General features: G+C 68.3%; 16 protein-coding genes. 9 read left to right on the forward strand and 7 right to left on the reverse strand.

What is annotated here, in order from left to right; genetic code table 11:
• The first annotated feature begins 50 nt into the window (after positions 1-50).
• The gene (locus HMI58_RS11765; protein ID WP_171619992.1) at positions 51-914 is read left to right on the forward strand and encodes an SDR family oxidoreductase; all 864 of its coding nucleotides are present in this window, start codon (positions 51-53) and stop codon (positions 912-914) included.
• Positions 915-951: 37 nt separating this feature from the next.
• Here HMI58_RS11765 and HMI58_RS11770 read toward each other — a convergent pair whose 3' ends face one another.
• Both HMI58_RS11770 and HMI58_RS11775 read right to left on the reverse strand, forming a co-directional pair.
• Positions 952-1671, reverse strand: a complete 720-nt coding sequence (locus tag HMI58_RS11770; RefSeq protein ID WP_171619994.1) for a CDP-alcohol phosphatidyltransferase family protein — start codon at positions 1669-1671, stop codon at positions 952-954.
• A 17-nt stretch (positions 1672-1688) separates the two neighbouring features.
• Entirely contained in the window at positions 1689-2123 is a 435-nt protein-coding gene (locus tag HMI58_RS11775; protein ID WP_171619996.1) for an SRPBCC family protein, read from the reverse strand.
• Between the two features lie 83 nt (positions 2124-2206).
• Between HMI58_RS11775 and HMI58_RS11780 the strand changes: the two genes are divergently transcribed.
• The 5 genes from HMI58_RS11780 to HMI58_RS11800 all read left to right on the forward strand — a co-directional run bounded on the left by HMI58_RS11780 (position 2207) and on the right by HMI58_RS11800 (position 6555).
• The gene (locus HMI58_RS11780) at positions 2207-3199 is read left to right on the forward strand and encodes a zinc-binding alcohol dehydrogenase (RefSeq protein WP_171619998.1); all 993 of its coding nucleotides are present in this window, start codon (positions 2207-2209) and stop codon (positions 3197-3199) included.
• 66 nt (positions 3200-3265) lie between these two features.
• Positions 3266-3664 (forward strand): 6-carboxytetrahydropterin synthase, encoded by a 399-nt coding sequence (locus HMI58_RS11785; protein ID WP_171620000.1) that lies wholly within the window; start codon positions 3266-3268, stop codon positions 3662-3664.
• Positions 3665-3668: 4 nt separating this feature from the next.
• The gene (locus HMI58_RS11790; protein WP_171620002.1) at positions 3669-4727 is read left to right on the forward strand and encodes a glycosyltransferase family 4 protein; all 1059 of its coding nucleotides are present in this window, start codon (positions 3669-3671) and stop codon (positions 4725-4727) included.
• On the forward strand, positions 4724-5611 hold the full coding sequence (locus HMI58_RS11795; RefSeq protein WP_171620004.1) for an SAM-dependent methyltransferase: 888 nt from the start codon (positions 4724-4726) through the stop codon (positions 5609-5611). Before HMI58_RS11790 ends, HMI58_RS11795 begins: the two co-directional genes overlap by 4 nt.
• Positions 5608-6555 carry a lysylphosphatidylglycerol synthase transmembrane domain-containing protein gene (locus HMI58_RS11800; RefSeq protein ID WP_171620006.1) on the forward strand — a complete coding sequence of 316 codons (948 nt, stop codon included), beginning with the start codon at positions 5608-5610 and terminating at the stop codon, positions 6553-6555. Before HMI58_RS11795 ends, HMI58_RS11800 begins: the two co-directional genes overlap by 4 nt.
• Here HMI58_RS11800 and ribA read toward each other — a convergent pair.
• Positions 6457-7845, reverse strand: coding sequence for a GTP cyclohydrolase II (gene ribA / locus HMI58_RS11805; RefSeq protein ID WP_171620008.1), 1389 nt, complete (start codon positions 7843-7845; stop codon positions 6457-6459). The two genes, HMI58_RS11800 and ribA, sit on opposite strands and share 99 nt — an antisense overlap.
• Before the next feature lie 298 nt (positions 7846-8143).
• Between ribA and HMI58_RS11810 the strand changes: the two genes are divergently transcribed.
• Complete coding sequence (locus HMI58_RS11810) at positions 8144-8533, forward strand: hypothetical protein (protein ID WP_171620010.1); 390 nt, start codon at positions 8144-8146, stop codon at positions 8531-8533.
• 37 nt (positions 8534-8570) lie between these two features.
• On the opposite strand, the gene HMI58_RS11815 is transcribed toward HMI58_RS11810, so the two are convergent.
• From HMI58_RS11815 to HMI58_RS11825, 3 genes are read right to left on the reverse strand one after another with little or no spacing between them, the layout of a single operon-like run.
• Positions 8571-9068 carry a GyrI-like domain-containing protein gene (locus tag HMI58_RS11815; protein ID WP_171586058.1) on the reverse strand — a complete coding sequence of 166 codons (498 nt, stop codon included), beginning with the start codon at positions 9066-9068 and terminating at the stop codon, positions 8571-8573.
• A 34-nt stretch (positions 9069-9102) separates the two neighbouring features.
• Complete coding sequence (locus HMI58_RS11820; RefSeq protein WP_171620012.1) at positions 9103-9732, reverse strand: HutD family protein; 630 nt, start codon at positions 9730-9732, stop codon at positions 9103-9105.
• Positions 9729-10580 carry a MurR/RpiR family transcriptional regulator gene (locus tag HMI58_RS11825; RefSeq protein WP_171586060.1) on the reverse strand — a complete coding sequence of 284 codons (852 nt, stop codon included), beginning with the start codon at positions 10578-10580 and terminating at the stop codon, positions 9729-9731. Before HMI58_RS11825 ends, HMI58_RS11820 begins: the two co-directional genes overlap by 4 nt.
• Before the next feature lie 111 nt (positions 10581-10691).
• Here HMI58_RS11825 and HMI58_RS11830 point away from each other — a divergent pair, with 111 nt between their 5' ends.
• Together HMI58_RS11830 and HMI58_RS11835 are read left to right on the forward strand one after the other, a co-directional pair.
• On the forward strand, positions 10692-11717 hold the full coding sequence (locus HMI58_RS11830) for an ornithine cyclodeaminase family protein (protein WP_171620014.1): 1026 nt from the start codon (positions 10692-10694) through the stop codon (positions 11715-11717).
• A 6-nt stretch (positions 11718-11723) separates the two neighbouring features.
• Entirely contained in the window at positions 11724-13331 is a 1608-nt protein-coding gene (locus HMI58_RS11835) for an aromatic amino acid lyase (RefSeq protein WP_171620016.1), read from the forward strand.
• Here HMI58_RS11835 and HMI58_RS11840 read toward each other — a convergent pair.
• Positions 13276-14295, reverse strand: coding sequence for a LacI family DNA-binding transcriptional regulator (locus tag HMI58_RS11840; protein WP_171620018.1), 1020 nt, complete (start codon positions 14293-14295; stop codon positions 13276-13278). The genes HMI58_RS11835 and HMI58_RS11840 overlap by 56 nt on opposite strands.
• Positions 14296-14314: the final 19 nt, after the last annotated feature.

Below are 14314 nucleotides of genomic sequence, written 5' to 3' on the forward strand. Positions count from 1 at the left end.
GGTTACCTCCAGTAGACGCACTACTTTCAGTGCCCAACGGGAGGAACCACATGTCAATCGTCATCACCGGAGCCACAGGCCACCTGGGCCGCAAGGTCGTCGAGTATCTGCTGGCCCGCGACGTTGACCCGTCAACGATCGTGGCCGGCGGACGCAACGAGGCCGCACTCACCGCGCTGGCATCACAGGGAGTCGGGACGGCACGCCTCGACTATGCGGATCCCGCGTCGCTGGATGCCGCGTTCGCCGGGGCGGAGAAGGTGCTCCTCATCTCCGGAACCGAGGTGGGCCAGCGCGTCGCCCAGCACCAGGCAGTGATCGAGGCGGCCGGACGGGCTGGCGCGTCCCTTGTCTACACCAGCGCACCGAAGGCCTCGACCTCTGCCCTCGTCCTCGCACCCGACCACAAGGCGACAGAGGAGCTCCTCGAACAATCCGGCCTGACCTACACGGTGCTGCGCAACAACTGGTACACGGAGAACTACGCCGACACGATCCGTCAGGCGGTTTCCACCGGGACCATCATGACCAGCGCCGGCAGCGGCAAGGTCGCCAGCGCCACCCGCGCCGACTACGCCGAGGCTGCCGCCGTCGTCCTCCTCTCGGACGCGTACGACGGCGAAATCCTGGAACTGGGTGGCGACGAGCCGTGGGACTTCGAGGAGCTGGCTGCCACCATCTCCGCGATCTCCGGTAACCACGTGACGGTCAACCACCTCACCACCGACGAGCACCGCGCCGCATTGAAGGGCTTCGGCCTGGACGACGGGACCGCCGGATTTGTCGCCGCACTCGACGCCAACATCGCTGCCGGCCTCCTCGCGGAGAGCGACGGAACCCTCTCCCGGCTGATCGGACGCCCGACGACGACGCTCAGGCAGTACGTGGGCGAGCTGACCATGCCCACCGGGTAGCCCGGCCCGAATCCGCCCCCGCGGAATCAATAACCGGCTAGGAACTGGGGGTGCGGGTGGAGCGCTCCAACCGCACCACATCCCGGCCAAACGACGCCCCCAGCAATACCAGGGCAGCAGCGGCCACGGGGACGGCGAGCGCTATCGGTGTCGCGGGGACCAGGACGACCACCAGCACCACTCCCTGGGTGGCGGCGACCACCCGCCGGAACTGGCTCAACTCCAGGTCTCCCCGCAGCGCCGGGCGGAACCACGAGGCCGCCACGTACAGGTAGCGCATCAGCCCGATCAGCAGCGCCCACCAGCCGACGGTCAGGGCCACCGGTATGGAGAGCACCAGCAGCAAAATGGCGTCGGTTTCCATGTCGAGGCGGGCACCCGCGGTGGACGCGGTGCCCGTCCGCCGGGCCACGGCGCCGTCGACCGCGTCCAGCAGCACAGCCGGGGCGGCCAGCAGGACCAGCCACCATGACCGGGTGGGCACGTCTCCCCAGAGGGACAGGACCACAATGGTGGCGCAGCCTCCGGCCAGCACGGCCCGCAGCAGGGTGACCCGATCGGCAGGTCCGGAGTAGGACGGCCGACGACGCACCACACTCAACGCCGCGACGGTCACCAGGGTCAGCCCGGCCACGACGGCAGCCAGGTTGGTGACGTTGTGGGAATCGTTCAACGCCAGCAGGGTGATGCCGATCCCCGCCGACCCCAGCACCGCACCCGACGCATCGAACAGTGCCCGTTTGCTGACCCGCGCCACCGGCGTCGCTTTCCGGGCTAGACGAGTGAGTTCAGTTTGTCCCGGAGACCATTCAGCGCGGGGTCACGCAGCGAGTTGAACGCCGGCTTCAGGAACGGCTGGACAATCCGCCGGAACCCGTTGAGCTGGAACTCGGCCGTGTAGGTGACGTCGCTGCCTGTCGCCGACGGGACGACGTCGATCGAGTCGAACGAAACGAGAGTCTTGTTGGCCCCCCGCAGCTTGATGTGACCCTGCCGCAGCTCGGTCACTTCGTATTCGATCGGCTGACGCTTCCCGCGGAATTCCGCCTCTGCGTGGTATTTGTGACCGACGGCGACCGGGCCGATGGAACGCTTCTCGACAACTGGTGTGCCCGGATCCCATTCGCTGGTGTGCTCGAACTCGGAGAGGTACGCGAAGGCCTTCGAGGGTGAAAGCGGCGTGCTGATGGTTCCCTTGACAGTAATCATCTAGCCAGTCTACTGATTACATCGGCTAGAAGGCTGGCGGCATCCCCTGCGGCCTTGCAGGCGCTGCAGGGCATAATCGAGTTATGTCTTCCCACAGCCAGTCGTACTGGACCACCAGTCCCGGGCACGGCGAACTCCGCACCGCTCCCCTGCCACCGCTGGAGCCCGGCCAGGCAGAGGTCCGCACCCTGTACTCGGGCATCAGCAGGGGAACCGAGACACTGGTCCACGACGGCCGTATTCCTCCTGAGATCGCAACCCTGATGGAGGCACCCTTCCAGGAGGGCTCTTTCGGTGGGCCGGTGAAATACGGGTACCTCTCCGTGGGGCTGGTGGAGGACGGCCCCGCTTCCCTGGTGGGCAAGCGGGTCTTCTGCCTCTACCCCCATCAGGACCGCTACGTGGTTCCGACGGAGGCACTGACCCTGATTCCCGACGACGTCCCCAGCGAACGCGCAGTCCTGGCCGGCGCCGTCGAAACGGCAGTGAACGCCCTGTGGGATTCCCGGCCGTGCATCGGTGACCGGATCGCCGTCGTCGGCGGTGGCATGATCGGAGCCGCCATCGCAACACTGCTCCGCCGCTTCCCCCTGGCGCGCCTCCAACTGATGGATCCGGATCCCGCCCGTGCCGCGCTCGCCGAGCAGCTGGGAGTGGACTGGGTGCACCCGGACGACGCGGCGGGCGACTGCGACCTGGTCTACCACTGCTCCTCCACAGCCGCCGGCCTGTCGCTGGGCCTGGGCCTGCTCGGCGATGAGGGCGAGGTGATCGAGCTGTCCTGGTACGGCACCAACTCGCCCGAGGTGCCGCTGGGGGCAGACTTCCATGCCCGCCGGCTCACCATCAGGGCAAGCCAGGTGGGCACCATCGCCGCTCCGCGCCGGGCCCGCCGCACCCACCAGGACCGCCTCACCACCGCCCTCGACGCGCTGAAGGATCCGGCGTTCGATGCCCTGCTCAGCGGGTCCTCACCCTTCGAAGACCTGCCGAACGTGATGCGCGACCTGTCCAGCGGCACCCTCTCCGCCCTCTGCCACGTGATCGCCTACCCGGGCTCCGACCACACCCCGTAATCCCGGCGCCCGGCCCTCATCGTCACGCCCCCACGCACCGCTGTATCCAACGACCACAGGAGACCCATGTACCGCCTGACCGTCCGCGACCACGTGATGATCGCCCACAGCCTTCCCGACCCGTTCTTCGGCCCGGCCCAGGGCCTGCACGGCGCCACGCTGGTGGTGGAGGTGACCTGGCGGCGTCGTGAACTGACCAAACATGCGGTGGTGATCGACATTGGCGAGGCCACAGCTATGCTCGGCGAGGTGCTGGACGGGTTGCGGTACCGGAACCTCGACGAGCATCCCGACTTCGCGGGCGTCCTCTCCACCACCGAGGCGGTGGCCCGGTACATCGCCGACCGCTTGCAGGACCGGTTCGACACCTCGGTGTTTGCCGGACTCGACGTGGTGCTCCGGGAGCACCCGGATGCCTGGGCCGGTTACTCCGTGGAGTTCGATCCGGCTGACGTACCGGGCTAGCCCGGTGGACCTGACCCTGGTGGATCCCGGCGCACCCGGACCCAGCGGCGGCACCATCTACAACGACCGGCTGGCTGCGGCGCTGGGCGACGCAGGGCACCGCGTGACGATGATCCCGGTGCGCGGCGACTGGCCGGACGCCTCTGCGCACCACCACCGGGTGCTCGCCGCTGCGCTCCGGGATAGCCCGGCCGGTTCGGTGGTGCTGGTCGATGGGCTCATGGCCTCAGCCGCCCCGGAGGCAGTTCGGGCAGCGGTCGACGCCGGCGTCATCGTCTGGGTATTGCTGCACCTGCCGCTTCCCGCAGAGACCGGCCTCAGCGGAGCGGAGCAGGCGGCCTTCGCGGCGTCGGAGGAGGCCTCGTTGCGGCACGCCACCGGGGTGATCTGCACCAGCAACTGGGCCCGCGAGGACCTGCAACGCCGCTACCGGCTGGACCGCGTGCACTCCGTGCCGCCCGGCACTGAACCGGCCGAGATCGCTCCGGGGAGTAGCCAGGAGGGCAGTCCGCACCTGTTGATGCTCGGGTCGCTGACGCCCCGGAAGAACCATTCGGTGGTGCTTGCCGCACTCGCCGACGTCGTCGACCTGCCCTGGACCGCCTCACTGGTGGGTGGTCCGCTCGACGGCGCCCACGCGACCGGCCTGAGGGAGCTGGCAGGGAAACTCCCGCCGGGACGGGTCGCCTTCCCCGGTGTGCTCCGGGGTCCAGCGCTCGACGCCGACTGGGCACGCACCGATCTGCTGCTCCTGCCGTCGGTGGCTGAGACGTTTGGGATGGTGGTAACCGAGGGACTGGCCCGGGGCATCCCCGGCGTGGTGGGCCGTGGCACCGGCGCGGTCGAAGCGTTGACCGGCGGCACCGCAGCGAACGACGACGGTAACCTCCCCGGCGCCGTCGTCGATCCTTCCGACCCGGACCGGCTCAGCGAACTGCTGCGGACCTGGCTCACCGACGCGGCCCTCCGCCAGTCGTGGCGGACCGCCGCGCTGCGCCGCCGCGATACACTGCCGACATGGGCCACTACCGCGACCACGCTGCTGAAGATCATCGACCCGTGACCGACGCTGACCCGGATGCACCCCGACCCATCAGCAGCGACTGGCTCTCCCTCCGCCGGCCCGCCGACGAAGCCGCCCGGCAGGCAAGCCAGCCCCTCCTCGCTGACCTACAGGACTTCCTCGCCGAGATCCGAGGTACCGACCACACCGGTCCGGTGCGGATCTTCGACCTCGGCGCCGGCACGGGGGCCAACCAGGCGTGGCTCGCCCCACAACTGGCCCTGTCCCAGCGGTGGACCCTTATTGACCATGACGCTGATCTGCTGGACCACACCTTGAGTGCTCCACCGGTCGATGGCGTCGCCGGCACTGAAGCAGTGGTGGCCGGGATCGAAGACCTTGGGCAGATCCTCGACGCCGACGCTGATACAGCTGATTCTGCAGTTGACGGTCCTGCCCCGGACCGGCACCGGTTCGTCACCTGCTCAGCCCTTCTTGATCTCCTCACCCCCGACCAGCTCCGCGAGCTCTGCGCCACCCTGGCCGCGACGGGGACCGCTGCCCTGTTCAGCCTCAGCGTCACCGGCGTGATGGACATCGAACCGGCGGACCCCCTGGACGAACGCCTCAACGACGCCTTCAACCGGCACCAGAACCGTGGCGACCGGGCGGGCGCCCAGGCCGTGGACCTGACGGCGGGGTATCTGGCGGACGCCAACTTCACTGTCACCACCGTCGACACGCCGTGGGAACTCACCGGAGACCATGCCCAGCTGATCCACCGGTTCCTCAGCGACCGGGCGGACGCCGTCCTGGAGGAAGACCCCACCCTCGCCGGGGAGGTCGACCGCTGGCTGGCCCGGCGATCAGAGCAGGCGGCAGCCCGGTCCCTCCGGGTGACGATTGGTCACCGCGACCTGCTCGCCCTCCCGCCACGACGGTGACCCTCACCGCACAGGCCCGCCGCCGCTGGCTGGGGCTCCTTCAGGCTGCGTGCGCAGCCGCTCTGATCTACCTGCTGGTCCGGGTATTCGGCACCGGACCGTTCGCTGCCGGCCTGGAGGCACTGACCTTCCCTTCGATCGCCGCAGCCCTCCTGCTCGGGCTCCTCGGTACTGCCGCACAGGCCCAGCGCTGGCGGCTGGTTTCCGCAGGGTTCCAGATGCACCTTCCCCCGGGCGGTGCCCTGGCCCAGTGCTACGAAGCGTCCTTCCTGAATGCAGTGCTCCCGGGTGGTCTGGCGGGCGACGCCATCCGTACCGCCCGGCAGCGCTCTGCCTACCGATCGAGCTGGCTCAGCAGTATCGGCTCGGTGCTGGGCGAGCGGCTGGCCGGGACGGTGATCGTGCTCCTCGCGGCAGCGGCAGCCCTCCTGGCAGTGGACTGGCGGGCCTCCGCAGCGGTCGCCGCCGGCGCCATGCTGGTCCTGCTGGCCGCCCGTCCCTCGCTGCGGCGGCTCCCCAACTGGACGGTGGCGGCCGTGTGGGGGCTGTCGGTCCTGGGGTGGTCCTCCTATGCGGCACTGTTTGCGGTCTCTGCGGCTCTGACGGCACCCGAGCTGGACCCGGTCGACGTCGTCGGCCTGGCCGCCATCTGCCTGGCAGGTATGTCGATCCCCCTGAGCCTGGGTGGGTGGGGGCCTCGCGAGGGCGTCACCGCCGTCGCGTTCATGATGTTCGGATACCAGGGGTCGCTGGGTATCGAGGTGTCGGTGGGCTATGGGTTGCTGGCCCTGGTCTCGGTCCTGCCCGGCGCTCTGCTCCTGCTCGCCCTCTTCGTAAGCGGCCTGCTAGGGAACGGGTACGGAGAGGGCCGCCGAAAAGTCGAACTCGGTGCAGACGTCCCTACCGAACTCGAAACGCCGCACGGGCGCCGAGAGGGCACCTGACAGCGCATCGCTGCCCGCGAACCTGATCCCCGGAACGCCGTCGCCCACCAGGATCGGCGCGCACGTCAGGTACAGCCGGTCCAGCGCGCCGGCCTCGAGGAAGCGTGACACCGTGTGCCCGCCGCCCTCCACGAGCACCCGCCGGTGTCCCAGGTCAGCCAACAGGTCCAGCAGACGGCGCGGCGCGAAGTCGTCGGCCGCGAGCCGTCGGACACTGACGTGGTCGGCGAGCTTAGCCGGAACCACAGCGTCGGTCCCCACCAGCCAGAGGGTGGGAGCGGCGCCGTCGGTCAGGAGCAGTGAGGAATCGGGGATCCGGGCGTGCGGATCCAGCACCACCCGGAGCGGGTTGGCCCCCTCGACGGCCCGTACCGTGAGCTGGCAATCGTCCGCAGTCACGGTCGACGCACCAATCACCACCGCGTCCACCAGCGCGCGCAACCGGTGCAGGTGTTCACGGTCCTCGCTGCCCGTGACAAACCGTGCATCGCCAGTACGCGACGCGATGAAGCCGTCGAGACTCTGGCCGAGCTGGCCAATGACCAGGCGGCCGTCGGGGCGGATGGCCTGTACCAGGGGTCCGTAGCGGGTGATGAGCTCGGCGGCGAGACCGTGCACCGACCCCTGGGGGACGGTGCCCTCGGTGAGCTGGCGCCAGACGTCCTGGACCGGTTCGCCGTCGTGCCTCATCCTGGCCCGCTTCGTGGCGATGTAGCCGGCGTTCTCGGGCCGCTGGGCAATGTTCAGTCCGCTGCGTCCAGCGACGGTGATACCGCCGCTTTCCAGGGCTTCCTGTTTTGCGGGGTTGGAGGAGAGCAACCGGATGCGGGTAATTCCGAGGTCGCGCAGGATCTCGGTGCTCTGCACGTAGTCGCGTGCATCGACAGGCAACCCCAGCGAGGTGTTGGCGTCCACGGTGTCAGCGCCCTGATCCTGCAGCGCGTAGGCACGCAGCTTCTCCAGCAGGCCGATCCCCCGCCCTTCGTGCCCACGGACGTAGATAACGACGCCGGTGCCCTCCTCGCTGATCCGTTGCAGGGAGGCCGCGAGTTGCTCGCCGCAGTCACACCGGTAGGACCCGAGGGCGTCCCCCGTAAGGCATTCGGAGTGCACGCGTACCAGCGGGATCGCCCCGTTGTTGGTGTCGCCCCGCACCAGCGCCACGTGCTCGTTGTTTCGGGAATCGCGGTACCCCACCATCCGGAACACGCCGTAGCGCGTAGGCAATACCGTCTCGACAACACGTTCTACCTGTGAGGCACCCCAGCCGGGAGCCGAATTGATCGACATAAAACCACAATAGGCGACCGGCCGCGCTCCGTGACCCCCAGCCTCCGCCGGGCATTCCGTCCCGGCGAGCCGATCACAATGTCGTCACAGTTGCTCAGGCATCAGTTACAGTCGGATAAAGAAAGCATGCTGACTATAGCCGGGGCGTTCAACGACTCACTATCGTCGGAAGCAGGAACTGGCTGGGCGTTCGGGACGTTGACCCAAATAGCTGAGCCATCCGGCAGACACCACGTGAGCCGGCAGTGCAGTACGGGCAGCCCGCTGGGGTGCTGCCGACATCCGAGCATAGGGCAGCATGGAATCGAAACGGCCATCATCCGACACCGGACGCCGCCTGGCGCGCTCCTATGCAGTGCAGGACGGCAACCTGGCAGTCAGGATTGACGCCCCCGAATTTCCCAGCGCTTCCCCTCTACGCCGCCGCCGCTCCGAAGGCGCCGAACAGCGCCTGTCCGGACTGGAAGCCCTGCGCCGCCCGCTGGTACAGGCTGTCCTGGACGCCCGCGAGCTTTGTGAACGGACCGCTCCCCACCCGCTCGACGACGAGTCGGATGCCATCGCCATCGCCGTGGGCACCGCGCCAGTCCTGACCACCCCCACCTTCGGGCAGCTGCTCCTCTGCGCCGCTGTGAAGGACCTCGAGGAACTCGACGACCGGCTCTACCAGGCCCGGCTCCACCACTAGCGGCTCCGGGACCAGCGGCTCCGGCACCAGAGGACGCCTACTCGGTGACCAGCCAGTTGAGCTCGGTCCGCAGGTCGGCCGGATCCATGTCGGGCGTCGGCTCCGTCACGTAGACCTCCCACAGGGCGTCGCTGGGGGTCAGACCCTGTCCGGTGATCCACCCCTGCAGGCGTTCCCACGACGCTCCGAGGGTGTCAAAGGATCCGTGGTGCATCAGCCTGGCCACCCGGCCGCCGGGGAGTGCACTGGCCACCACCTCGCCGTCCTGCTCCACCTCGCGATCGGTGACGAAACCCACCTCAAGATCCACCGTTTCGGAGGGAACCCCGTTATAGAAGGCCATGGCCGGACCAGCGATTGACACGTCCTGGGCGCCAACCACCGCCGGAACCTGGGAGAACGACCGGTCGAAAAAGCCGGTGAGCTCCTCCATCGCGATCACTCCGGGAATCACAGCGGTCACCGCTGGTTCAACAGTAACCAGCTCGGGCTGGGCCTCGGTGGCTTCCTCCGACTCGAATTCTGCGCTATTCATCAGACCTCCTCGTGTGTGTGCCTGCCATCTTGCATCAGCTGACAGTACGTGTAAATCCCTCACCCGGAAGCGGGTAAACCGAAGCCACTGCCACGTCCGCGTCGCCGGAAAGCCGCAGCGCACCGTCGTCAGCCTGGCACGTGCGCTCAATCAGCACAGCGTCGTGGGGTTTCAGCAACTGGTCATCGACGTGCAGGGTTCCGGCCAGCAGCACGACGACGACAGCCCCACCCGGCGGGGCAGCGAGCTCCCGGGGGGTGCCAGCGGGTGCGTCGAGCCGCAGGTGCTCAAGCACTCCGGTGCAGGCGTCCCGCCGGGTCATCAGGTTCAGGTCGAGCGTCGGGACGGTCACCCCGATCGCGGCAACGTCATTCTCCCCGGCGAACCGGTGCACCCCGTACCGGCCGAGCGCAACCGGGTGTCCACCGTCCACGAGGCCCAGCCCCCCGGGCGAAAGGGCCATCAGGGACCGGTCAACGCCGGGGAACGCCGAAAACCCGCCGTCCCGATCCACGGTGGCGATGCTTAGCCGCCAGGTGAAAGGCCCCTGCGCACTCCCGGTGGCATCGCCGTCGGGCCGCACCACCAGCTCGGTGGTGTAGCCGCCGCCGTTCTTCCACGGCACCCGCCGGTGTGACGACGCTGGCAGCAGGGTGGCGCTCATCGCTGGGTGTGGGCCCAGCGCTCCACCAATTCCTCGTGCGCTTCCAGCAGTTCCTGGGTGCGGTGCGGGTCCCGGGCTGCGAGCGCATCCAGCAGAGAGATAGCCAGGACGACGGCGGCGGCGTGGGAGTCGAACACCAGGTCGGTGCCGACGGGCGCGACCAGGAGGGCGTCGACGTCGTTCGCGAAGGGAACCAGTGGGCTGTCGACGATGGCCACGGTGGCCATGCCCAGCGACCGGGCCTGCGCCAGGGCGCGGACCGTGACCGCCGGGTATCGGGGCATCACGAAGGCCAGGACGGCCGTGGCGCCATTGCGGTGCAGCTGCAGGATCGCGTCGTCCATCGAGGCGGCATCGGAGAGGACGTGCACGTCCGGCAGCACCCGGCGGGCGAAGTAGCCAAGGTACTCGGCGAGCGCGGCTGAGACCCTGAGACCGATAATGCCGAGCGGCTGGGTACCGGCGAGCAGGTCGATCGCTCGCTGCATCTGCTCGCTGGCGACAGTGCGTTCCAGGGCGCCGATGTTCTGCTGTTCAAACTCAAGGATGGTGGGCCGTTCGGCGCCTGCACCGTTGAGCGGAGCGGTCTTGCCGCGCACCACGTCGCGGATGGCGCTACGGAACTCGGGATAGCCGGGATACCCCAACGCGGTCGCCAGTCGGGTGACGGTGGGCTGGCTGACCCCTGCGGCCTCGGCGACGTCGATGGTCGAGGCGAAGGCCACGTCCGGGAGGGAGGCAAGCATGTATTGGATCACGCGACGCTGGGTGGGCGAGACCCGATGGCGATGCGCCAGGTCCACCAACCAGTCGTGCGCGCGGTCAGCTGATGATTGGTCGCTCAGCACAGTCAGTCCCCCGGTTTCGGTAACGTCATCGTTTGGTGATCCCGCTCACTATGAATAGCATGATACACAGCTACGACACGTGCATGAAACAATTCACCTTCGGAGGTTCTTTTGTCAGAGCAGGGTCAGCGCGAAATTTGGCTTCGATTCCTCAGCGGTCCGGATATTGACTCGCTGGAACTCACCCGTCCCGAGATCATCAAGGCAGTGGACGACGTCGTCGCCTCCCACGGCCGCGGTGAGACGGTCTTCGAACCCCGCATGCACCTGATGCCCAACAATGGCGGAGTAGGGCACTTCAACGTGCTGCGCGGCCATGTGTCGAACCTCGGCGCCAACGGCATCAGCGGCGTCAAGGTGGTGGGCGACTTTGTCCCCAACTACCTGCAGGGTCTGCCCAGCGAACTCGCCATGGCCACCCTGTACGACCCGACCACGGGCGTCCCGCTCTGCGTCATGGACGCCACCCTGGTCACCGAGGTACGCACCGGCGCCATGACTGCCGTCGGCGCCAAGCACCTGGCACGCAAGGACTCGAAGATCCTGGGCCACGTGGGAGCCCGGGGCACAGCCTTCTCCAACGTCACCATGCTCGACAGCATGTTCGACTTCGATGAAATCCGGGTCACCAGCAAGCGCCCGGAATCCCGTGAGGCCTTCGCCGAGCAGCTGCGCGCCGAAATCAGCACCCCGGTCCGCGTGGTGGACACCGCCGAGGAAGCGTTCGACAACGCCGACATCCTGGTGGAGGCGTCCCGCCTGAACGAGCCAGCCCCACTGCTGCGGACCGGCGTGGTCAAGCCCGGCGCGTTCGTGGTGCCCTACGGCACGGTCAGCGCCGTGGAACTGGATCTCCTCGACGTGATGGACAAGGTGGTGGTGGACGACTGGCGTGAGGCACAGTCGGGCCGGTTCGGTGCACTCCGCCCGCACGTCGACACCGGACGGCTGTCCCCCGAGACCCTGTACGCGCAGCTCGGCGAAATTGTCAGCGGGAAGAAGCCGGGCCGGGAGAACGACGACGAGCGGATCCTGCTCTGGCACCGCGGACTGTCGATCCTCGATGTCGCGGTGGCGCACCTGATCCTTACCAAGGCGGAGCAGACCGACACCGGAACCATGCTCAGGTACCGGTAACGGCGCATGCATCACACCCACGCCCCCGTTGACCATCTCACCGTGCTGCGCATCTCCGACCCCCAGCAGCTGGACGCCACCGCAATCGCCGAGATTGCCGGGGGCCGGCCGCTGCGGCTGGAAAAGAGCCTCCTCGACACCATCTCGGGACAGCGCCAGGAGGTGCTGGAACTGCTCACCGACGGCTCCCCCGTCTACGGTGTGAACACCGGGATGGGCGCCGCCAGCGAGGTGCCGCTGGACGCCGTCGCGCAGTCCCGGCACCAGAACAACCTCATGCTCGCCCGGGCGGTAGGATCCGCGCCCTGGCTGACCCGGCCGGAGACCCGTGCGGTCATCGCGGTCCGGCTGAGGACCTTCCTCACCGGTGACGCGGGCGTTTCCGCTGAACTGTGCGTCAGGTTGGCGGAGCTGCTCAGCATGGACCTGCTGCCAGCCATCCCCCGCACCCGTATTGGCGCTGCCGGCGAAATTATCCCCCTCGCCCACCTCGGTGGAGCCCTCACCGGTTCCGGCGCCTTCCTGGCTGACGCAGGCGCTGGACAGACTGCCGGCACCACCTCACGTCCCATGGCTGGCCACGGTGTTGTCCCCGGTGCGGGCGATGGTGCTGTCAACGCCGCTGGCGTGTTCGAAGCGGCGGGGATGGCACCGTACTCGTTTGGCATCAAGGAGGGCGTTGCCCTCATCGAGGGGGTACCGGTCACCACGGCACTTGCCATCCTGCTCGCTAATGATGCCCGACTGCTCGCCGCCCAGGCCATTGCCCTCCTCTCCGCCGAGGTCTGCCTGGTGGGAGCGAGCCGGGACCCGTTCGATCCCGCGCTGGCCCGTGCCGATGCGGAGCTGGGCACGGTGCTCGGCGCGATCCGCCGGCTCGCCGGCGAGGACTCCGCGCCCCGCACTCTCCAGTCGCCCCTCTCCTTCCGGGTACTGGGCCCGGCCGTCGCCCATCTGTTGCGCTCCATCGCTGGGGTGGAGGCCGCCGTCGGGCGCGCCCTCAACGGTGTCACCGATTCGCCGGCGTACCTGAACGGGCGGTTCATCGGCACCGCAGGGTTCGACGGGTTCGATCTGTCCGCCTCACTCGACGGGCTGCGGCTGTCCCTGATCCACGTTGCGGAGACGTCGGCGGCACGCGTGCACCGGTTGCTGGACGAACGGTTCACCGGGCTCCCCCGCCAGCTCTCCGGCCAGCCCGGCCTGTACGCGGGGATGGTCGCCGTGCACAAGCGGACCGTCGGCGTCGTGCATGAACTGGTGGCTGCCGCACGGGCATCCAGCGTCGGGGCGATCGAAACGTCGTTCGGACAGGAGGATGTGCAGAGCTTCTCCGCTGAGGCCGCCGAGGCGTGCGATCACGCGGTCATGGGCCTGCGTGACATCCTTGCGTGCGAACTGCTCACGGTGATCCAGGGAGTCAGGTTGGCCCAGGACCCGCTGGAACACGTGGACCGACGGCTCGGGACGCTGGTGGACGACGCATCGGACCTGTTGCCCCCGGGCACCGACGACCGCGCATTCGGCAAGGATATTTCTTTGCTCAACGAGCTGCTGGCTAGTGGCTGGGGCCGCTGGGTGTCGACGGAGGAGCTGTCGATTCCCGGTCAATAAAGATCGGGCGGAACATCACCCGGCCGCTGGCTGTCCCAGTACCCTCGGGCATGGTGAGGGCGCTGACTGCCGCATCAACGATTGCCTGTTCGTCCCAGCCGAAGGTGGTCAGTTCGGGACTGACCAGTGAGGCAAGCTCACTGTCGTCGAAGCCGAGAATCGACAGGTCCGCCGGGACCTGAAGGCCCAGGTCCCGCGCGGCACGGTAGGCGCCGAACGCAATCGAATCGCCCAGGCAGAACAGCGCGGTGGGCCGCTCGCGGCCGGCGAGCAACTGGGATGCAGCGTGCGCAGCCCCGTGCACTGACGACGGCGACGACGACACCGTGACGCTCAGTCCCATCGAATCCCCCAGGCTCTGGGCCAGCAGTTCCGCTGGCCGCCCAGGGGTAGTGGGCAGCGTGGGTGCGAGCAACCCGACGGTGCGGTGGCCCAGGTCGGCGAGATGCTGCAGGGCGGTACCGACCCCGTACTCATTGTCGAACAGGACGCTCTCCGATTCGGGGCGCGCCGTCAGCGCATCCCCGATGGAGACAATGCGCGTCTGCTCCGGCACCTCGGTCCAGTACTCAGCGGAGGGGTCGACAGGCAGAGCGATGATGCCGTCCACCCGCTGGGCGGCTAGGGAGCGAAGGACTGCCGCCTCGCGCTGGGGGGAGCCGTCGACGTCGGCGATGATGGAGGAAAGCTCCTGTGCCCGGAGCGCCTCGGACAACATCACTGCCAGACCCTGCCGCCACAGATCACGGAGGGAGCCGACAATCGCGACGTTGCCGCTGCGCCCATTGGCGAGCGCCCGGGCGATGGGGTCGGCAGAGTACCCCAGCTCGTCGGCGATCGCCCGCACCCGGGCCTGGGTGGCCTCTGAACCCCGCAGGCCACGCAGCGCATAGGAAGTTGCGGCCTTCGACAATCCCGCAGCGTCGGCGATGTCCTGGAGTGTCTTGCGTTGGGCCCCGGTCATCAGACCAGCATACGTCCGC

Origin of the sequence: Arthrobacter sp. 147(2020), from assembly GCF_013116715.1 — a bacterium.
Classification (GTDB): domain Bacteria; phylum Actinomycetota; class Actinomycetes; order Actinomycetales; family Micrococcaceae; genus Arthrobacter_D.

Coding starts and splice junctions, on each gene's coding strand:
- HMI58_RS11775 (WP_171619996.1), bottom strand. CDS start 2,123: ATGATTACTGTCAAGGGAACCATCAGCACGCCGCTTTCACCCTCGAAG.
- HMI58_RS11765 (WP_171619992.1), top strand. CDS start 51: ATGTCAATCGTCATCACCGGAGCCACAGGCCACCTGGGCCGCAAGGTC.
- HMI58_RS11815 (WP_171586058.1), bottom strand. CDS start 9,068: ATGAATAGCGCAGAATTCGAGTCGGAGGAAGCCACCGAGGCCCAGCCC.
- HMI58_RS11820 (WP_171620012.1), bottom strand. CDS start 9,732: ATGAGCGCCACCCTGCTGCCAGCGTCGTCACACCGGCGGGTGCCGTGG.
- HMI58_RS11780 (WP_171619998.1), top strand. CDS start 2,207: ATGTCTTCCCACAGCCAGTCGTACTGGACCACCAGTCCCGGGCACGGC.
- ribA (WP_171620008.1), bottom strand. CDS start 7,845: ATGTCGATCAATTCGGCTCCCGGCTGGGGTGCCTCACAGGTAGAACGT.
- HMI58_RS11810 (WP_171620010.1), top strand. CDS start 8,144: ATGGAATCGAAACGGCCATCATCCGACACCGGACGCCGCCTGGCGCGC.
- HMI58_RS11835 (WP_171620016.1), top strand. CDS start 11,724: ATGCATCACACCCACGCCCCCGTTGACCATCTCACCGTGCTGCGCATC.
- HMI58_RS11840 (WP_171620018.1), bottom strand. CDS start 14,295: ATGACCGGGGCCCAACGCAAGACACTCCAGGACATCGCCGACGCTGCG.
- HMI58_RS11785 (WP_171620000.1), top strand. CDS start 3,266: ATGTACCGCCTGACCGTCCGCGACCACGTGATGATCGCCCACAGCCTT.